20 protein-coding genes and 1 pseudogene are annotated in these 18,458 nt (G+C 68.6%); 8 read left to right on the top strand and 13 right to left on the bottom strand.

Annotated features, from left to right (window positions below; all coding sequences use genetic code 11):
- Positions 1-205 precede the first annotated feature (205 nt).
- From BJY14_RS12895 to BJY14_RS12885, 3 genes are all read right to left on the bottom strand, one after another.
- Positions 206-817 (bottom strand): PASTA domain-containing protein, encoded by a 612-nt coding sequence (locus BJY14_RS12895; RefSeq protein ID WP_179843832.1) that lies wholly within the window; start codon positions 815-817, stop codon positions 206-208.
- 422 nt (positions 818-1,239) lie between these two features.
- A complete protein-coding gene (locus BJY14_RS12890) occupies positions 1,240-1,416 on the bottom strand; it encodes a DUF397 domain-containing protein (RefSeq protein WP_179843831.1) in 177 nt (58 codons plus the stop codon).
- Positions 1,407-2,189, bottom strand: a complete 783-nt coding sequence (locus tag BJY14_RS12885; RefSeq protein ID WP_179843830.1) for a helix-turn-helix domain-containing protein — start codon at positions 2,187-2,189, stop codon at positions 1,407-1,409. Before BJY14_RS12885 ends, BJY14_RS12890 begins: the two co-directional genes overlap by 10 nt.
- A 131-nt stretch (positions 2,190-2,320) precedes the next feature.
- On the opposite strand from BJY14_RS12885, the gene BJY14_RS12880 reads away from it, so the two are divergent.
- Positions 2,321-2,701 carry an ATP-binding protein gene (locus tag BJY14_RS12880; RefSeq protein ID WP_179843829.1) on the top strand — a complete coding sequence of 127 codons (381 nt, stop codon included), beginning with the start codon at positions 2,321-2,323 and terminating at the stop codon, positions 2,699-2,701.
- Between the two features lie 740 nt (positions 2,702-3,441).
- Here BJY14_RS12880 and BJY14_RS12875 read toward each other — a convergent pair.
- Positions 3,442-3,600, bottom strand: a complete 159-nt coding sequence (locus tag BJY14_RS12875; protein ID WP_179843828.1) for a hypothetical protein — start codon at positions 3,598-3,600, stop codon at positions 3,442-3,444.
- Positions 3,601-4,634: 1,034 nt separating this feature from the next.
- On the opposite strand from BJY14_RS12875, the gene BJY14_RS12870 reads away from it, so the two are divergent.
- The 3 genes from BJY14_RS12870 to BJY14_RS12860 all read left to right on the top strand — a co-directional run bounded on the left by BJY14_RS12870 (position 4,635) and on the right by BJY14_RS12860 (position 7,139).
- Positions 4,635-5,561: a tyrosine-type recombinase/integrase gene (locus BJY14_RS12870; protein ID WP_218905335.1), complete on the top strand. Its 927-nt coding sequence runs from the start codon at positions 4,635-4,637 to the stop codon at positions 5,559-5,561.
- Position 5,562: 1 nt separating this feature from the next.
- On the top strand, positions 5,563-5,895 hold the full coding sequence (locus BJY14_RS12865; protein ID WP_179843827.1) for a helix-turn-helix domain-containing protein: 333 nt from the start codon (positions 5,563-5,565) through the stop codon (positions 5,893-5,895).
- Positions 5,896-6,119: 224 nt separating this feature from the next.
- The gene (locus BJY14_RS12860) at positions 6,120-7,139 is read left to right on the top strand and encodes a site-specific integrase (protein WP_218905334.1); all 1,020 of its coding nucleotides are present in this window, start codon (positions 6,120-6,122) and stop codon (positions 7,137-7,139) included.
- Positions 7,140-7,487: 348 nt separating this feature from the next.
- On the opposite strand, the gene BJY14_RS12855 is transcribed toward BJY14_RS12860, so the two are convergent.
- Positions 7,488-8,255 carry a winged helix-turn-helix transcriptional regulator gene (locus tag BJY14_RS12855; RefSeq protein ID WP_179843826.1) on the bottom strand — a complete coding sequence of 256 codons (768 nt, stop codon included), beginning with the start codon at positions 8,253-8,255 and terminating at the stop codon, positions 7,488-7,490.
- A gap of 265 nt (positions 8,256-8,520) precedes the next feature.
- On the opposite strand from BJY14_RS12855, the gene BJY14_RS12850 reads away from it, so the two are divergent.
- The 3 genes from BJY14_RS12850 (at position 8,521) to BJY14_RS12840 (ending at position 11,725) form a co-directional block, all read left to right on the top strand.
- A complete protein-coding gene (locus tag BJY14_RS12850) occupies positions 8,521-8,892 on the top strand; it encodes a DoxX family protein (protein WP_179843825.1) in 372 nt (123 codons plus the stop codon).
- Between the two features lie 2 nt (positions 8,893-8,894).
- Positions 8,895-9,872 (top strand): VOC family protein, encoded by a 978-nt coding sequence (locus BJY14_RS12845; protein ID WP_246395891.1) that lies wholly within the window; start codon positions 8,895-8,897, stop codon positions 9,870-9,872.
- Between the two features lie 386 nt (positions 9,873-10,258).
- A complete protein-coding gene (locus BJY14_RS12840; RefSeq protein ID WP_179843824.1) occupies positions 10,259-11,725 on the top strand; it encodes an AlbA family DNA-binding domain-containing protein in 1,467 nt (488 codons plus the stop codon).
- A 22-nt stretch (positions 11,726-11,747) separates the two neighbouring features.
- Here the strand turns inward: BJY14_RS12840 and BJY14_RS47195 are convergent, their stop codons facing one another.
- The 7 genes and pseudogenes from BJY14_RS47195 to BJY14_RS12805 all read right to left on the bottom strand — a co-directional run bounded on the left by BJY14_RS47195 (position 11,748) and on the right by BJY14_RS12805 (position 16,178).
- Positions 11,748-11,942, bottom strand: coding sequence for a hypothetical protein (locus tag BJY14_RS47195; RefSeq protein WP_218905332.1), 195 nt, complete (start codon positions 11,940-11,942; stop codon positions 11,748-11,750).
- 287 nt (positions 11,943-12,229) lie between these two features.
- Positions 12,230-12,535: a hypothetical protein gene (locus BJY14_RS12830; protein WP_179843823.1), complete on the bottom strand. Its 306-nt coding sequence runs from the start codon at positions 12,533-12,535 to the stop codon at positions 12,230-12,232.
- Positions 12,536-12,864: 329 nt separating this feature from the next.
- The gene (locus tag BJY14_RS12825; protein WP_179843822.1) at positions 12,865-13,095 is read right to left on the bottom strand and encodes a hypothetical protein; all 231 of its coding nucleotides are present in this window, start codon (positions 13,093-13,095) and stop codon (positions 12,865-12,867) included.
- 10 nt (positions 13,096-13,105) lie between these two features.
- Positions 13,106-13,393 (bottom strand): type II toxin-antitoxin system Phd/YefM family antitoxin, encoded by a 288-nt coding sequence (locus BJY14_RS12820; protein WP_179843821.1) that lies wholly within the window; start codon positions 13,391-13,393, stop codon positions 13,106-13,108.
- A gap of 121 nt (positions 13,394-13,514) precedes the next feature.
- A pseudogene (locus tag BJY14_RS12815) lies at positions 13,515-14,592 on the bottom strand (IS110 family RNA-guided transposase).
- A 231-nt stretch (positions 14,593-14,823) separates the two neighbouring features.
- Positions 14,824-15,585, bottom strand: a complete 762-nt coding sequence (locus tag BJY14_RS12810; protein WP_179843820.1) for a hypothetical protein — start codon at positions 15,583-15,585, stop codon at positions 14,824-14,826.
- Positions 15,586-15,605: 20 nt separating this feature from the next.
- Positions 15,606-16,178, bottom strand: coding sequence for a hypothetical protein (locus tag BJY14_RS12805; RefSeq protein ID WP_179843819.1), 573 nt, complete (start codon positions 16,176-16,178; stop codon positions 15,606-15,608).
- A gap of 154 nt (positions 16,179-16,332) precedes the next feature.
- Here BJY14_RS12805 and BJY14_RS12800 point away from each other — a divergent pair, with 154 nt between their 5' ends.
- Entirely contained in the window at positions 16,333-17,289 is a 957-nt protein-coding gene (locus BJY14_RS12800; protein WP_179843818.1) for a zinc-binding dehydrogenase, read from the top strand.
- On the opposite strand, the gene BJY14_RS47190 is transcribed toward BJY14_RS12800, so the two are convergent.
- Positions 17,273-18,442, bottom strand: a complete 1,170-nt coding sequence (locus BJY14_RS47190; protein ID WP_179843817.1) for an alpha/beta hydrolase family protein — start codon at positions 18,440-18,442, stop codon at positions 17,273-17,275. The two genes, BJY14_RS12800 and BJY14_RS47190, sit on opposite strands and share 17 nt — an antisense overlap.
- Between the last annotated feature and the right edge of the window lie 16 nt (positions 18,443-18,458).

The following is an 18,458-nucleotide window of genomic DNA, read 5'->3' as shown; positions in this document are numbered from 1 at the left end:
GGCGGCCTCACCGCCGACCTCGCTGGGCATCATCAGTAGCGGCCGCGACGCGGTATGCCTGGCGAGACTTCTCGCCTGCCTGCGGCTCATGTTGGAAGGGTGATGCGCACGCTCACCGGCCGCTGCCCGATCGGCGTATTACGGGATCGGCTGCCTCAAAGGTCGAGCTTGGAGTTTCCAGCAGGCCGCCGATGGGGCGAGGGAGCTATGGGGTGCACGATCCCTTGCTGTCGGCGACCCGCAGGCTCAGTGTCGTGCCGTAGTGCTGGCGCATGCTCTGGCCGGCGGGAGGGGCTTGGGTGCAGACGGTACGTTCCAGGTGCGAACTGTCGTCGTATCCCTCGGTCACGATGGGCTGGCTGCTGACGAGCGGGAAGCCGAGCCGCAGGGCGGCCTGCTTTGCGTCGGTTCCGGTCTTGCCGACGAAGTCGGGCACGACGGGCCAGGTGGTCACGCGGCCGTCGGGTGGGCAGGGCACCTGCGGGGGCAGGAAGCCCAGCTCCACCTTCTTCCCCTGAGGGTCCTCGACCTGCGTGCAGACGACCCAGGTGCTGGAGTAGGACTCGCCGTCGAACAGGTGACCGTCGGGCAGAGCCTTGAACGCCCTGGTGTAGGCGGGCCAGGAACGCTGCAACTCGCCGCTGACGGCGTCGAGCGTCTTTCCCTTGAAAGAGGGCAGTACAGGTGAGGGACGCGGCGATTTTTCGCCGCTCCCCGCGCTCCCAGCGGCGGAAGTGCTGTCGCCGCCCGAGCAGGCCGCCAATCCGAGCACGGGCACCATCAACAGACCAAGAGCCAAGGGCCGGATCCCCACCATGTGCCGCTCCCGAACATGATCAGATATGAACGCGGTGATCGTAGCCGTCTCCCCGCCGCCGGGCAGACTTTCCGGCACTCGCCCGGTAGAACCCGAGGCCGCTCCCCAAGGGGCCAGTCTGTCCCGGGGTGCATGGCGCAGACCTTGCGGGGCCGGGAGACCGTGCAGGGCTTGTCCGACGTTGCCCAGCAGACCGGGCAACTGTTAGTGGGGTTTGAGCGGCAACCGACCGGCCAGACACGCTTAGACGGCGGCTTGAAGGCGTTCTACTTCGAGTTCGCGGCTTCGAACCGACGATGGCGGGTCTGATCGCGCTCCGATACCCCAGCCGTAAACTGTGATCTTGTTGATGAGGCCCCGAGCGGGGGCAGGGGGCCGGCCACCGAGATTCACCGGACAGGGCCGAGGGCTCCCGTCTGGCCTTACTGCTGCTTGAGGTCCGCGAGCAGCGCGCGGAAGGCGGTGGGGGCGAGCAGGAGCTTCGGCCCGTCCGGATCCTGGGAATCGCGGATGCCCACGTCCTCGCCGAGCTGCGCCAGCTCCACGCAGTTGCCGCCGAGGTTGTCGCTGTAACTCGACTTTTTCCAGCTCAGCTCCATCGTTCCTTCAGAACCCTTCGGATTAGGCTTCGAGATTCCGCCACCGAGAGGGCATGTGCCTGGAGGGTGGCAAAAGCCTTGCTGGCGTAGAGTATATCTGCCGAATCGCTAGAAGTATGCCCTCCGTTCAGAGTTGAGAGATGCACCAGCTCATCGCCGTTCTCCTGGGTGGCCAGAGTGAAGGGTGCGTGGACGCCCGGGTAGTAGGCGATGGGTGCGATCTGCAGCTTTACGCACTCCATCTCGGAGACGGTCGAAAGGTGTTCGCACTGGCTGCGCATCACTATGGGGCCACCAACCAGCCGATGTAGCACGCTTTCGTCCAACACCACACAAAGCACAGGTGGGTGGTCACCGCTCAAGATGGACTGGCGCCGCAAGCGTGCGTTCACGGCGGCATCATCGACAAGTAGGGCTCTAGCATAGTCTTCGTTCTGAAGTAGCCCATAGACAAGCGTGTTCTCGAAAGCTCGGAGAAACGCGGCCGATGCCTCTGCATTCGGAAAGTCGGCGAAGAACCTTGGGTGGGCGGAAGATTTGAGGATGTCGTCCCAGACGTCGGTGAGAGCGGTGTCGGTGCCGAGAGCGTCGTCAAGCCGTAAGGCGAAGTCTCTGCGGCACCGGGTGGTCCCGTTCTCCACCTGGGCGATGTAGCTGCGGCTCACGGCGGCCCGTTCGGCCAGTTCGAGCCGCGATAGGCCCTTTTCGTGGCGAAGACGGACGACCTCCTGGCCGAAGGCGATCGTCTGACGGGTCGGCTTGCGTGCAGCCATGTGACACACCTCCTGGCACCGGCTCACACCCTCTGAAACCGGGGTGCGTGTGTTGTCTTTCTTTAGTGGTCACGTTACGCCTTGGAGTGGATTCTGTGCGGGGAGTTACCGAAAGTCGGAGGTGATCGTTCATGGAGTGCCCCGCGGAGATCGTGGTGCCGGTTCGGGCCGAGTCGGTAAAGGTGGCCCGGGATTGGGTCGAGGCCGTCCTGGGGACGTGGGGCCAGGACGCCTATGTGGCGAAATTCGTGGTGTCCGAACTGGTCACGAACGTCTTGCAGCACACCAGAAGCGCGACCACGACCGTACGGGTCGTCCAGGCGGACAAGGGAACGGTCGTGGAAGTCTTCGACTCCTCCAACGCCCTACCGATGGCGGGTTCGGCCCACCTTCTGAGCGAGGGTGGACGTGGGCTGGCGATGCTGGACGTCCTCGTCAAGGAATGGGGTACGCAACCACTCGGCGGCGGTGGAAAGGCCGTATGGGCGCTGCTCCCTGAAAGCACGTCGTGAACGACGCCGACGCACTGGTTTCCCTACGCGAGCGTTACTCGTCCTGGGAAATCTCCCTGAACCATGGCATGTGGCAGGCCAGGGGGCGCGTTCTCATCCGTTCGTCTTCCCCGAGCCTCTTGCAAGCGGCGATGGACGGCGAGCCTCCATTTCCGTCCTGCTTGGCAGAGAAACGAGTCCGGGTAGGGGCGAACGGACCCTCAACGCCGCGACCGGCGGCGCAATGCGGAGCGCCTGAATCAGGGTGCGCTCGCTGGTGGCGCGGCACTCTGCGAGTAGTGCGTGCGGCCGTTCGGAAGCGGCGGGGCAGGCGCGTTGGTGCTACTGCCTGAAGAGGCAGTTAGCGGCGTCCTGCTTGGGTGAGTGCCTGCTCGGCCTGGCAGCCATGGTGTGGACGAGATCCCCTGCGGAGGGCAGGTCGCTGATCAGTAGGGGTCCACCACAGCTGGGACGAAAGGGAAGGTTGACCGCCGCGCGAGGCTCCGTGTCCGCCGCTCTCGGTCCCCGGGGCCGACGGAGAACCGGCCGTGGGCCGGGTGAGTTCTCGGACACAGCGTGCGCGGGTGGCGACGGCGGGCTCCCGCAAACTCTCGGGACGACGGGTGCCGAGATCAGGGGAGTGAGGTTTTTGCAGCGGGTCTATGCCGCGACGCGAAAGAAGGGCGGCCGGTGCGGTGAGCACCGGTCGCCCCTTGAACGTGGGCCACAGCCGCCAGGGCTAGGGCAGGTTCACCCTGCCGTCACCCCTGGTCGGGCATGGTCGTCTGCTGCTCGAAGGCGCGTTGCTGACGCTCCGCCACCTGCTGTTCGGTTTCCGGCGCCCGCGTGCCCTGCCGCGGCTGGCTGCGCTCCTCGTCGTCGCCGAGGTCCGGTGGGTTGAAGTTGAAGGTTTTCGCCATCGTCTGTTCCTCCTCTTGTTCGCTTCCTACGGCCGGCGCTAAGTGCCGACACCGATAATCGTCCGGGGTGGGGCGCGAATGTCCAGTGAGACGCGTCACGGCGGGCAGATGAGATGTCCCGGTGAACAGTTACCCGGTGGTGAGATCTCGGTGCGTCCTCGTGGACGTCTGGACGAGACTGCCGAGAGGGCGGAGGGCCCGCCGGACGGGGAAGAGCCCGACGCCAAGAGACGGGCCGTCGCGCGTGGCGTTGCGGGTCAGCGGCTGCCGACGAAGTCCGGAGGAGCGAGATACGACTTCGGGCAGCCAGCAGCCGTCCGCGTCGTCGCTACGGAAGGCTGTGGTTCCGGAGGCCGGGTGCGGGTCAGTCGTGGGTGTTGGTCTGGATTTCGCTTACGGCCAGGGGGTGGGCTGGGAGGTCATGGTGTAGTCGTCGAGGCCGCCGCCGCAGGGGGTGCCGGTGCAGGTCCGGGCGAGCCGCCAGGTGATCGTGGCGGTGATCTGCCTGGCGCCGCGGGGCCGCTGACGGCCAGGGGGCGGGCTCGGAGGTCATGGTCTATTCGTCGAGGCCGCCGTAGGGGCGCTCGGGCGTCATGAAGGTGCGAGGCGTCGACCCGGCACGGCATCACGGCTTCGGAGTTGCATCTTGATCATCTCCGGGGACGGTAGGACGCGATGCCCCTCATTCGACGGGGGGTTGTTCGATCACAAAGGAGATGAGCAACAACCGGTGGGTTCGAATCGAGGCTCAGGTTCCCATCGCCGCTGGACCTGGGGTGAAGCGCCTGCCCAGCGACCCGTGGGCTGTCTGAGCAAACTTTAGCCTGAGTGAAACATCTCCATGCTCCCTGACGATCCCATGGTGTAGGTGAAGTCAAAGAGGTTCGGGTGACTCTGGCGCTTGTCCGTGATCTACGTGACCAGCGGGTTCCGGCGAGCCAGGAAGAGCTCCTCAACTTCGAGACCGATGTGCTGGCCGGGTTCGTGTTGCGCGGTCTTCGGCCGGACTTGCTGACGGCACGATCCGCTCGGACGTGCTTCAGCTGGAGATGATGCGGCGCTGGTTCGATCGCCCGCTGTGGGAGATGGAGCCGGCTGATGCCGATGTCTACTTCGGCAAGGTGCTGCGGGACGCCAGCCCCGCAACGCGCAAGGGGCGTGCCAGCGCACTGACGGTGTACTTCCAGTTTCTGGAGCTGCGGCATGCCGTGGAGCTGTACAACATCGTCGGGCGACGGGTCGAGTGCCCGCTGGATGAGATCAACCGACCGCAGTTGTCGATCGAGCTGCAGTTGCGGGTGCCTCCCTCGGAGGCCGAGATCGAGGCGCTGTTCGCCGGGTGGCGGCAGGACCTGGCGGTCTGCCGCAAGTTCGCGCCCACGGCGCGCAACTACGCGGCTGCGCGCCTGGCGGCCGATGTGGGGTTGCGGATCAACGAGGCGCGGGTGCTGGATCTGCACGATGTCCGCTGGGACCTGGGCCGGTTCGGGAAGCTGAACGTCCGGCATGGCAAGGGCGCCCGGCGGCGCGGCCCCAAGCAGCGGCTCGTGCCGCTCATCAACGGCGCCGACCGCAGCCTTCGCTGGTTCATCGAGGACGTGTGGGGCTACTTCGACCTGGACCACGCCCGGCCCGGCGCCCCGCTGTTCCCCTCTGAGCGCAAGAACCAGGACGGTTCGAGCTGCCGGGTAACGGCGGACGTTTTCCGCAGGTCGCTGGCCAAAGCGACCACAAAGCACCTCCCGGAGTGGACGGGTCGGCTCACTCCGCACGTGCTTCGGCACTACTGCGCGTCCCAGCTGTACAGGGGAGGGATGAGCCTGCTGGCTATCCAGGAACTCCTCGGACACGCCTGGACCGGCACCACGGTCCGATACGTCCACGTCAACCACACTCATGTCGAGGACGCCTGGGTGCAGGGGCAGCAGCGCGCGACCGACCGATGGAAGGGACTGGCCTGATATGAAGTGGAACCTGCGGTTGGCCGCGGCCAATCGCGGCATCTGGAAGGCCAGCGAACTGCAGCGGATGCTTGCCGAGCGCGGCATGGTCATCAGCGCGGGGAAGATGTCGGGACTGTGGTCGGGCCAGCCCAACAGCGTCCGCCTGGACGAGTTGGACGTCATCTGCGCCGTGCTTGGCTGCGGCGTGCAGGAGTTGCTGCTGCCTGAACCTGATAGCGTCCCCGCTCCAGAAGCCGATGACCAGCAACGCAAAGCCGCTGGGCAGCCGCCCTCGGTGGCGCCCTCGGTGGCTCCTCGGCCCCGGAGCGGTCGCTCACTGCCGCCCCGGTGAACTGCCGGCACTGCGGCAGTCCGCTGCCGGGAGGTTCACGCCGCGATCGGCTCTTCTGCGACCGGCGCTGCCGTGACGCTTGTGGCCGCGCCCGGCAGGCCCGCGGACTGGCGCCCCTGGGGCGCTGGCGGCATCCCGCGCTCACCGCCGACGATCCCGTCCTGGCGGCCGCGGCCGCCCGAGCGCAGGAACTGACCGAGTTGCACGGCTGGTCGCCTACGACCTTGCTCAAGACCCTCGACGGTCTGACCGCGGTGCTCGCCCGACCCGTCTCGGACCGGCAGATCACGCTCAGCGATATCCACGCCCTGCGGGGGCCCGGGTCTACTCCCCGGATATGCGAGGTACTCAGCGATATCGGGTTGATCGTCGTTGACGACACCGTCGCGCCGATCCGCGCCTGGATCGACCGGCGCACCGGGCAACTGCCCGCCGGGTTCGCCGACGACGTGCGCGCGTGGCTGCTGGTCTTGCTGGACGGGGAGGATCGGTCCCGGCCGCGGGCCCACTCCAGCATCTACGCCTACTTCGGCGCGGTCCGGCCGTTGTTGATGGATTGGGCGGTGCGCCGCCGCCATCTGCGGGAGATTACCGCGACCGACATCACCGCCGGACTCGATCCGCTGACGGTCGCCCAGCGCTGCCTTGCGATCAACGCCCTGCGATCGCTGTTCCGCTTCGCGAAGCGAAGCGGCCTGATCTTCACTGATCCCACGACCCGGCTGACCCTGCCCACCGTCGATCCCAGCTTCCTTCCGATGACGGAGGAGGAGATCCGGGCCGTTGAGCAGCTCACCACCACCCCGTTGCAACGGATGGTGGTCGCCCTGGCCGCCGTCCACGCCGCACGGCCGAAGGCGATCCGGCTCCTTGCCCTGCCGGACGTCGACCTGCCCAACCGGCGCATCACTCTGGCCGGGCACCGGCAGCGCCTGGGCGAGTTGCCCTACCGCACGCTGGTGACCTGGCTTGACCACCGCCATGTGACCTGGCCCTTCACCCCGAACCCGCACCTGGTGCTGTCAGCCAAATCCGCGCTCGGCCAGGGGCCGGTCTCGTCGGCCTTCCTGAGGGCGCACGTGTCCCGGCGCGGGGTGGATCTGGAACGCATCCGCCGCGACCGGCTGCTGCACGAGGCGCTGACCGCGGCGCCGGACCCGCTGCACCTGGCAATGGTCTTCAACGTCTCCCACACCACGGCCGCCCGCTACGCCGCGGTCGCCCGGCGCGTCCTGGCGCCCTGAGCTAGAACCCGCCCGGTTCCCACCCTGCAGCCGGAACCGAAAACATGTTCGACTAGCCTGGGGTTCATGGGAGGAGGGTCGACCAGCATCGGAACGAAAAGTCTCGTTAGGCGGTCGTTCCGGCTGACGCTGGCGTGACATTCCGTTCCGATGTGCGTGTCCGTTAGGGGATGGGCTACTGCAACAAGTCGATCATGCTCGGTCTTGGACCAGCGCCAGGCGTTGAGCTGCTGGTCGCTATCCAAGTGGTGCGTCGTCGTCTCGGCGATGAGTTCCGCGAGCCCGCGGAGTCTGAACTGTCGGCCTGCGTAACCTCGCCACCGGTGTCCAGGGTCCGCGGACTGCCGCTCACCCCCGACGACTTCCTGCGCTGACGGCGGGATCCGGGAGTTCGGCGTTCGGTGACCCGAGGCCCGGCGACACGGGATCCGGCGGCCCGGGGTCCTGTGGCGCCGGATACCGCACGGCTGCGGGAAAGCAGCGCAGCAGTGCGGCGAGCCGCGCGGTATCGCCCGTCACCTCGGTGTCTGCCCGCTCGACGGCGTCGTGCAGCGCCGCACCGGCGAACACCAGATCGCGCAATGTCGCCGCCTCCGGCACGTTCAGCCACGCCTCGGGTTCGGCGTGCTCACCGCGGTCCAGCTCGAGGCGCCCGCCCGCAACGGTGATGCGGAACCGATCGCCCGCGACGTCCAGCTGGCAGCGCAGCGACAGCTCACCCGCCAGTGCCGGATCGAAGGTGGCGCGCAGGGCGAACAGCAGCGCGTCGACGCTCAGTTCCGCCGCGCCGTCCTCGGGCAGCGGTGCGCGGCTGCCCCAGTGGGCGAGCGCGCGGAGCACGGGCTCCAGTTCCTGCCCGCGCTCGGTGAGTTCATACACGGCGGCGGGCGCAGGCGGTCCCAGGCGCCTTCGCCGCACCAGGCCGTCGGCTTCGAGCTCGCGCAACCGCTGCGCGAGGACGTTCTGGCTCATCTGCGGCAGCCCGCGGTGCAGGTCGGAGTAGCGCTTCGGGCCGAAGACCAGCTCCCGCACGACGAGCAACGCCCACCGCTCGCCGACCGCGTTCAGCGCTCGCGCGATGCCGCAGGGGTCGTCGAACAGCCGCTTCTTGCTCATGCACCCGAGTGTACTTGCGCACCAGGTGTGAATGCTCCTAAATTAGGAGCATGAACACTGTGACCTCCGTCGACGGCACCACCATCGGCTACACACGGCACGGCGACGGGCCCCGGTGATCCTGGTCGGCGGCGGTCTCGAGGACGGAACGGAGAACGCCCCAATCGCCGAGGCGCTGGCCGCGCACCGTGCTCAACTAATCCGTTCGCAACACCGACCCGGAGCGTCCGCGCCACTAAGTCTCGAACGAGAAGGGCCTTGACTGATGAACGTGTTCCTGTGGGTGCTCCAGGGGATCCTGGCCGCGATGTTCCTGATGGCCGGCGTCATGAAGACGACCCAGTCGAAGGAGAAGCTTCTCGAGAAGCTGCCGTGGGTGGAGGACTACTCGACCGGCACCGTGCGCTTCATCGGCACCGCGGAGTTCCTCGGCGCGATCGGCCTGATCCTCCCGGCCGCTCTGGACATCGCCCCGATCCTCACGCCGCTCGCAGCAACCGGCCTGGCAATCACCATGCTCCTGGCGATGAACGCCCACCGCCGCCGCCACGAGCCCGGCGCCATCGCGTTCCCCGGCGTGCTGTTCGTCGTCGCGGCCTTCGTGGCCGTGGCCCGGTTCGGTCCCTGGTCGTTCTGAGCATGACCGTCACCGTCTTCGGCGCGACGGGAGCGATCGGCTCCCTGACCGTCGTCGAACTCCTGGAGCGCGGCTACGACGTCACGGCCTATGCGCGGCCCGAAGTGCAAGTGAGGGAGGGGGCAGCCCACGTCGGTGTGAGCTGGGTTTACACCGGTGCTTTAGGTTCCGGGGTCATGCGGGACAAGATGGGGACACGACAAGGAGAGACGATGAGCGAGCTGACCACCACGCAGCCGGCTGGCACACCGACCTGGATCGACCTGGGCATCCCGGATCTCGACCGCGCGATGACCTTCTACGGCGCGTTGTTCGGTTGGGAGTTCGATGTGGGACCGGCGGAGTTCGGCCACTACACCCAGTGCTTGCTACGGGGCAGACCCGTCGCGGCCATCAGGCCGAACCCCGATCCCGACGCCACGGACTTCTGGTGGAACGTCTACTTCGCGACGGATGACTGTGACGCCGCGGCCGCCCGAGCGCGGGACGCGGGCGGCTCGATCATCACCGGTCCGATGGACGTGCTGGACCAGGGCCGGACGGCGATCATCAAGGACACCACCGGTGCGCAGTGTGGACTGTGGCAGGCCGGTGCCCACATCGGCTGCGAGATCGTCAACGAGCCGAACGCCCTGCTCCGCAACGACCTGGTCACCGCGGAATCCGGGCCCGCGCGCGACTTCTACGTCGCGGTCTTCGGCTACACGTTGGATGCCAACCCGGACATGCCTGAGCTCGACTTCACGTTCCTGCGCAGACCGGATGGCCACGAGATCGGCGGCATCGCCGGTGACCCAAAGGCCACGAAGTCCCGTTGGGGGACCTTGTTCCAGGTGGACGACGCCGATGCGGCGGCGCGGCGAGCGGTCGACGCGGGTGGGACCTCGGCCGAGCCCTACGACATGATCTACGGGCGGGTCGCGAACATCACGGACCCGTTCGGCACGGAGTTCGATGTCGGTGCGGCGATGACGAGCTGAACCGGCGGTCAGCTGGCCGGGTGGTCGAGCTCGGCAAGACGCGCGTAGATGTCGTCGGTGTGGACCTCCTCGACAAGGTGAGACCGAGGTCGGCCAGGCACCATTGCAGCACCTGCGGGCTTTGCCCGGCTACGAGGAGTACGTCCTACGGGACATCAAGGACACAAACACGCCTGCCCTCAAGCTGTACGCCAAGCTCGGATTCACAAAGTACGAGCGTCGATCCAGCAGCTGCAGGCCTACCTGCGCACCTGCTGTCCGCCGCCGGCACCGGGACCTGCCCGGCAGCCTTGAACGCGCCCGGCCCCGGGCGACCGCACCGGACGGTCAGCCGCCGCAGTTGGCCATAGAGGGCGGTTCGACGCAAAACCGCTGGTCGCCTCCGGGTGGCCGGCGTAGCGTTGCGGGCTGTGCCGTTTCCGATCGAGGACCTGTCCCGTCCGTTCCGCCGCCCGAGTGAGCTGCGGCGTCTGGTCGAGGCCGTGCGCGCCGCCGACGACAAGGACGAGTCGCTGTGGGTGGAGTGGAAGAGCACGCTGGACCTGACCTCGCAGCCCGGGCTGCTGCATCTGGTCCGGCAGATCCTGGGTTTCGCCAACCGGGATCCGGAGGTGGCCGCGCAGTGGTGCGAAGGCAACGCCTACCTGCTGGTCGGTGTCAGCCCCGGCCAGTTGCAGGGAGTGGCCGGAGTCGACCCCCAGCGGCTGGTGCAGACCCTGCAGCCCTACCTCGGCAGCGAGATCACCTGGACGCCGGAGTACGTCACCGTTGAGGGCCGGGAGGTGCTGGTGGTGGAGATCGGCCCGCCCAAGCCGGGCGACCCGATCCGCTTCCTGCTCAAGGACCTGTTCATCACCAAGAAGACGCAGACCGCGGACGGTCCGAAGGACAAGCGGCACGGCTACCACCACGGCACCATCCTGATCCGCCGACCGGGCGACACCGAACGCGCCGACCAGCACGAGCGGGAGATGCTCCAACGCCGCCTGCGCGCCGCCGGGACCCGGCTGCACACCGTGCTGGTCGCCGACCCGCCCCGCATCGAGGCCGCGCCGGCGCTGGACGAACTGCTGGCCGGCTTCACCGAGCGCGAGCGCGAGCGGCTGCTGGCGGCCCGGTACGAGCCGCCAGCAGCCGCTACCGATGGCGCGCAGCCGCGAGGCTTTTTCGCCGCTGCTGCCGCCCGCGCCATGGTGCCCCCCGATCCGCGCAGCCGGGAAGAGTACGCGGCCGAGATCGAGGCGTATCTGGAACAAGTGCGCCGAGACGTGCGCGATGCCGTCACCGGAGATCTGAAGGACCACCGGCCGGCGCACCTGGCGCTCACGCTGGTCAACACCGGCGAGCAGCCCTTCGCCGGGGTCGAGGTCACCGTGATCGTTCAGAGCCCTGAAGTTCGGTGCATCGATCCGAACTGGGAGACCAACTCCAAGAACCTGGACCTGCCCGACCCGCCCAAGCCCTGCGGCACTCCTCCCAGCTCCCCACCGCTGATCGCCTCCTTCTCTCACCTGCAGATACCCACGCCCTACCGCCCGCACATCCCGGTGCTCACCAACTGGGAAGCTGAACAGCGGCCCGAAGGAGTGCGGATCTCCTTCGATCCGATCGACCTGCGCGCTCATGCCCGGATAGTGCTGGAGCCGGTTCCGCTGGCCATCGCCCCCGGCACCGCCGGGCCGCTGAGCGTGCACTGGACCGCCGCCGGAATCGACGCGGCCGGGCAAGACAGCGGCACCATCGCACTGACCGTCGAACCCTCCACCTTGCCGATCCTTTCGGCCGCCCCCGACGACCTCGACGCCCCTGCCGACGAGGCTGGCCACGACGACCTGGAGGCTGACCCCGCCTAACCCGCCGCGCCGCGAACCGGCCTCAGGACGGCGCGCCCTCCAGTTCGGCGAGCAGGTCCTGGACGCGCTTGCGGATCTCGTCTTCATCGACTCCACCGAAACCGCCGGCATCTGGACCATCCAGTCCGGCGTCTTCCCCGACAACACCGCCAGCCTCCACCTCCACACGGGCGCAGGCTTCCGGACCATCGGCACCCGCGAAAAGATCGGCCGCCACCACGGCCGCTGGCGCGACGTCGTCCTACTCGAACGCCGCAGCCCCACCGTGCTGTAGGAGCTCCTGCAACCCACCGCATTCGTATCCGTGACGTTCGAGAAGGCCGTGACTTCCCGATGAAGACCCTTCAGTGGGGGTGAACTCGCGGAGGTCACGCCAGTGCGAAGGATGCGGACCGCTCTCGTAGCGGCACTGATCTCGGCGACTGCTGTGTTGGGCCTGGCCGCCTGCGGCGGTGAGGACCGCTGGTGCGAGTGGGACGCCACCGACACCCGGGTGTCCGACAGCTACTGCGAGGACGGCGTACCGGGGTACGAGTGGGAACCCGACCACGACAAGCACAAGCAGCGCAAGAGCACCAAGAGCCCGAGTTCCACGGCTTCCGTGAGCCCGAGTTCCGCGGCCTCCGCGAGCCCGAGCTCCAAGAACGCCGCGAACTCCACGAACTCCACGAACTCGAAGTCCAAGGGCTCTGAGAGTTCGACGGAGTCCGAGGACGACGGCAACACCTCCAAGACGCGTAGGTCGAGGAAGTAGAAGCTGTTCGCAGCGGCCGCTGCCCCCCGGCGGGGCGCGCAGCTGAGGACGACCATTGACGAGGCCCCGCGCACCAGCGCGGGGCCTTACGTTTCGGGGGCTCGCGGTCGTGAAGAGCGGCGAGCGGCGACGTGCTGGAGGCCGGCGGGCTGGGGTGGGGTCAGTTGTGGGTGTTGGTTTGGATTTCGCTTACGGCGAGGCGGGTGGGTTGGGAGGTCATGGTGTAGTCGTCGAGGCCGCCGCCGCAGGGGGTGCCGGTGCAGGTCCGGGCGAGCCGCCAGGTGATCGTGGCGGTGATCTGCCTGGCGCGGGGCCGCTGACGCCGCCCGATCCGCCTGCGCCGTTTCCTCCGCCGCGATCCAGCGACAGGAGGACTTCGACAGGCTCAGCTGTCGGGATGAACGTTGTTGATCACGACGGTCTCGCCCATGACCAGGTAGTACACCGTGATGTCGTCTCGGGTGACCACATAGTGCGCGAACTCCAGGTCCTCAATGCCGAGTGGTTTGGCGTCAGGCGGTACCGGATCGCTGAGCAAGGACATGATCACCAGTTGGATCGCGGTGCGATAGTGCGGTGCCATCGCGGCGATTTGCAGCCGGATGAACCTGGACATGGTGAGGTGGTCAGGCAAGCCAGTCCCCTGAGGCGATCTGCTCACGGGTGTAGACCTCGTAACCCGGCGGGGTCTTGCCGGCCTCCAGGTGGGGCCGGATACGCGCGGCCTCCCGATCGGCTTCTCGGGCTGCCCGCTCAAGGCGGAGTTCCTGGAGTTCCCGCCACTCCTGCTCGGTGACCAGTACGACCGGGTCCTTGCCGTTCTTGGTGATACGGGGGTGCGCGGCCCGGTGGACGACGGCTGCGTGGAGATCGCCGAGACGCACGCGGGCTTCCTTGATCGGGTAGGACTCCATCCCTCGACCATAGTGCACACAGTGATCCGAGTGCACACTTTGTACATCACGGCAAGACTGAGGTGGATGGGACGGATGCGTTGACGGCTGGTCGATGGGGACGGGGATGCTCCTATAGTTGTCAAGCTGCGGGAGCAAGATCGTTTTGGGTGATGCTCCCGGTTGAGGTACTGGTCAGAGCGCGATAGATCTCGCGGGCGACGAAGCGCTTGAGGCAGCGCATGATTTCCTTCTTGGACAGCCCTTGCGTGGTGCGGCGTTGGACGTAGGCGCGGGTGCGCGGGTCGTGGCGCATGCGGACCAGCACGATGGTGTGCAGGGCGTTGTTGGCGGCGCGGTCGCCGCCGCGGTTGAGGCGGTGGCGGCGGGTGCGGCCCGAGGACGCGGGGATCGGTGCGACCCCGGCCAGATGGGCGAACGCGGCCTCCGAGCGCATGCGCTCGGCGTTGTCCCCCGCCGATGCGAGCAGCTGTCCTGCGGTTTCGGTCCCGACGCCGAACAGCTCCAGCAGTGCCGGAGCGGCCCGCTGGACCAGGGGGCCGAGTTCGGTGTCCAGTTCGGTGATCTCGATGTCCAGCGCCTGGTGACGGCGGGCCAGGCGGCGCAGGGCAGCCCTGGTGGCCGTCGGCGGGTCCGACAGATCGCCGGCGGGCCAGGGCGCCGATCAGCGTGGCCCGGTTCAGTCCCGTGACCTGCTCACGCACTCTGGCCGGCGCCGACACCAGCAACCCCCGGATCTGGTTCATCGCCTGGGTGCGGGCCTTGACCGCGCTGCGCCGTGCGACCCGCAGGACGCGGATGGCCTCGACCACGCCGTCCCGACTCTTGGGGACGCCGGTGGCCCGCCCGGCCAGCACCGCGGTGGCTGCCGCGGTGGCTGCCGCGTAGGCGTCGATGGGGTCGGACTTGCCCCGCATCCGGCGGATCTTGCGGTCCGGCCGGCCCACCTCCACAACGGTGACCCCGGCCGCCGTCATGACCCGGGCGAGTTCGGCGCCATAGGCGCCGGTGCCCTCCACACCCACGGCGGTGAGGGTGCCGTGGACGCGCATCCACTTCAGCAGGTCGCGGTAGCCGCCGACGGTGGCGGGGAACTCGCGGTCGGCCAGCTGCCGGCCCACCGCGTCGATCATCGCGGCGTGGTGGGTCAGGCCGTGGGTGTCGACTCCGCCGGTGACCTCGAGCTCATCGTGCGTCATGCTGGGGGTGTCCGTCCTTGCGTGTCCGTCAGGGCGGCACGCGCCGGTCGGGCGGGTGGACAAGACAGTGACGGGGCTTCTGAACCAAGCTCCTATGAGGTCACAAACGCCCGTCCGGCCGCGTGCGTAATGACGCCTGGCGGGCCGACAAATCCCCAAAGAGGACAGTCGAGACGTCAGTCAGTCGGCGGGTCAGACCCACCTGCGGCGTCACCACGAACATCATCACTGTCAGTCGTGGGTGTTGGTTTGGATTTCGCTGACGGCCAGGGGGGTGGGTTGGGAGGTCATGGTGTAGTCGTCGAGGCCGCCGCCGCAGGGGGCGCCGGTGCAGGTCCAGGCGAGCCTCCAGGTGATCGTGGCGGTGATCTGCCAGGCGCCGCCCGGCTGGCCCGTCGAGGAGCGCCTGTAGGTGTAGCCGCAGGTCTTCCCGTTCTTGCTGCCCGCGTCGTTGCAGGTGATCTGGGTCTCGCCGAGGTTCCAGTTGACGGACGTGGGGGTCGCCGTCGCCTGGACGGTCACGCCGCCCTCCGAGATCGGGTCGGTCTTGACGACGGTGAAGCCGTCCACCCAGAGGTTCGTCCGCAGCCGGACGAAGGTCTTGTCCTTGGGGGCCGTGTAGGCGGTCGGCACGGGGAACGGGGCCGAGGCCCTGGCGCGCTGCATCATCGTCCAGACGTCGGGCGGCTGGGCCGCGGGCGGGGCGTTGCCGCCGGGGCCGTCGACGCCGTCCACGCCCTGGTTGTCGGTCAGGCCCACGGGCGCGGGCGGGGCCACCGGGCCGCTGACGCCGCCCGATCCGCCTGTGCCGTTTCCTCCGCCGTTTCCTCCGCCGCGCCCGCCGGTCACGCCGGACAGGTTGCAGTCGAGGCCCTTGTTCGCGACGCCGCATCCGTCGGCGAGGGCCTCGGCCGGGGCCGCGAAGGTGGAGAGCAGGGCGGCCGCCACGGTGATGCCGGACGCGACGCGGCGCCGGTTGGGGGTGTGAGACATCGCGTGTCCTCTGGGGGATGTCAGCATGTGCGGTCCCGGACGGAAGCGGCGACCTTCCAGGAATCACCGTCGTACTGGACGGTGTACCGGTAGAGGTAGGCGCCGCCCTTGCCGCCGCCCGTCCGCTTGCCCGTCTTGGCGGAGAAGCGGTAGCCCGCGACGGTGTTGACGCAGTCGATGAGGTAGACCTTCGTGCGGTCCTTGGAGGCCGCGTAGACCCGGGGGTTCAGGGTCTTCGCGAATCGCCAGATCTGTCCCTTGGCCTTGGTGGCCTCGACGTCGTCGGTGACCTCGGTGAGAAGGGGGTCCATCGCGACCTCGGTGAGGCCGGCGGGGTCGTTCTTCTCGTAGGCCTTCTGGTAGGCGGCCTGGTAGGCGCGGTAGCGGGCGAGGACCGTCTTGAAGAGCTGCTCCGTCGGGACCGCGGTGGGGGAGGCGGCGGGGGTGCCGCCGGTGTCGAACCTGCCGTTGGGGGAGAGTTCGCCGCTGGCGGACGACCCGGAGGCGCCGCATCCGGCGGCCGTGCACACGGCCAGGACGGCCGTCAGGCAGGCGGCGCGGCGAGGCCCCAGAGGGGAGGAACGTATGCGCATCGCCATCCCTGAGCGGCAGCAGACAACGGGCCGAATACGCGCGAAAGCTTACAGAGATGCGTGGGGCGAGAAAAGGGATTCGTTGCGTCCCGCTTGACCTCGACCTTGCTTGAGGTACCAGGCTCTGGGTGAACGAGCTGATGGAGGAGCCGATATGCGTGCTGTGTGGTTGAGGGAGTTCGGCGGGCCCGAGGTGCTGGTGGCGGGGGACGCGCCCGATCCGGTGCCGGGTGAGGGCCGGGTGCTGGTCGAGGTCGAGTTCGCGAACATCACGTTCGTGGAGACGCAGATACGGTCGGGCACCGGTCCGATGCCGGTGCGGTGGGAGCCGCCGGTGATCCCGGGCAACGGGGTCGGCGGAGTGGTCGCGGCGGTCGGGGACGGGGTGGACGTCGCGCTCGTCGGCCGGCGGGTCGTCACCAGCACCGGCGGTACCGGCGGCTACGCGCAGAAGGCCGCGGTGGACGCGAAGGGCCTGTTCGAGGTGCCGGACGGCCTGGCGCTGGACGACGCGGTCGCGTTGCTCGCCGACGGGCGCACGGCGGTGATGATGACGCGCGCGGCCCAGATCCGTGAAGGCGAACGCGTCCTGGTGGAGGCGGCGGCCGGCGGGGTCGGGTCGCTCCTCGTCCAGCTCGCGAAGGCGCGGGGGGCGACGGTCGTCGCGGCTGCGGGAGGCGCGCGCAAGACCGAGTCGGCCACGCGGCTGGGGGCGGACGAGGCCGTCGACTACGGCGAGCCGGGCTGGGCGGGGAAGACCGGGCCGGTGGACGTCGTGTTCGACGGGGTGGGCGGTGACGTGGCCCGCGAGGCGTTCGGTCTGCTCAGGGAGGGCGGGCGGATGGTCAGTTTCGGGCTGGCGAGCGGGGAGGAGGCGAACATCCCCGAGGAGGACGCCCGGGAGCGGGGCGTGACGCTGGTCTGGCCCAAGGCCACGCCGGAGGAACTGCGGGAGTTCACGGAGCACGCGCTGCGCGAGGCGGCGGCCGGACGGCTCACACCGGTGATCGGGCAGCGGTTCCCGCTCGACGGCGCGGCCGACGCGCACGCCGCGATCGAGGCGCGCGGGACCGTCGGCAAGACCCTGCTGGAGGTCAGCCGACCCTCTTGAGGAACGCGACCAGCGACCGCTCGTAGGCGGCGGGGTCGACGTTCCAGGATTCGGTGTGGTCGCCCGGCGTGGGGATGTGGGTGACCGTGCCGGGCGGCGCCTTCCTGGCGAAGGCGAAGGCGGGGCCGTTGGCGACGGTCGCGTCGTCCTCGGTGGTGAACATCAGGACCGGCGTCCGCAGGTGGGGCGCGTACCGGCGCATGTCGAAGTCGGCCAGGTCGATGCCGATGCGCCACTGCAGGACGCGCTTGGCGATGCCGGTCATGAAGGCGGGCAGATGGCGGGCGTCACCCTGCTTGTCCAGGGTGGCGCTCCAGTCCAGGACGGGGGAGTCAAGCACGACGCCGCGCACGAACGACGGATCCCGCTGCAACGTCGTCATCGCCATCGCGCCGCCCATCGACCACCCGTACAGGACGACGCCCGTCGCGCCGTGTGCGCGTGCGTAGCCCATGGCGGAGACGACGTCGTGCCACTCCTTGTCGCCCAGATGGTTGCGGCGGTCCTGTGAAGGGGGCGCGCCCACGTCGTTGCGGTAGGCGATGGACAGCATCGGCATGCCCAGTGAGTGGACGGTGCGCATGACGCGGAACGTCTCGGCCTTGTCGGCGTTGCGCCCGTGGACGCCGATGACCCAGGTGCCCTTGTCGGACGTCCCTGGGACGAGCCACGCCGGCATGGGCCCGACCTCGGACGGATAGGTGACGTCCTGGAACGGCAGCCCGAGCGCCGTCTTCGGGTCGCCGTCGTACATCCAGTGGTCGATCATCGCGGGGGCGTCCTTCACGAGGGCGCCCTCCACGGGCGACACCTTACGGACGACGTGCTCGTCGTTCCCGCCGACGACGGGCCCGAGCAGAGCGCGCCCGCCCTTCCAGACGAGGGCCCAGGCGCCGGGACGCTCCGTCCCCGGCTCGCGGGGCAGCGTGACGGTGCCGTTGCCCGCGTCCTCGATGGTCAGCGGGTACTCGGCGGAGTGGTCGACCTCGATGGCGACGCCGGCGAAGTACCAGCCGATCCCGCCGACGAGCGCGCACAGCAGCGCGGTGATCGTGACGACCGCCGACATCAGCGGGCGGGCACGGCGGCGGCGCCGGCGGTGCGGCGGGCCGGGGGACGCCGGGACGGATGACGCTGGTGCAGCGGTGGACACGACATACGAAAGTAGC

It is taken from the genome of Actinomadura luteofluorescens (assembly GCF_013409365.1).
Lineage (GTDB): Bacteria > Actinomycetota > Actinomycetes > Streptosporangiales > Streptosporangiaceae > Spirillospora > Spirillospora luteofluorescens.
The sequence above is the reverse complement of the archived record's forward strand: the minus strand, read 5'-3'. Positions and strand labels throughout refer to the sequence as shown.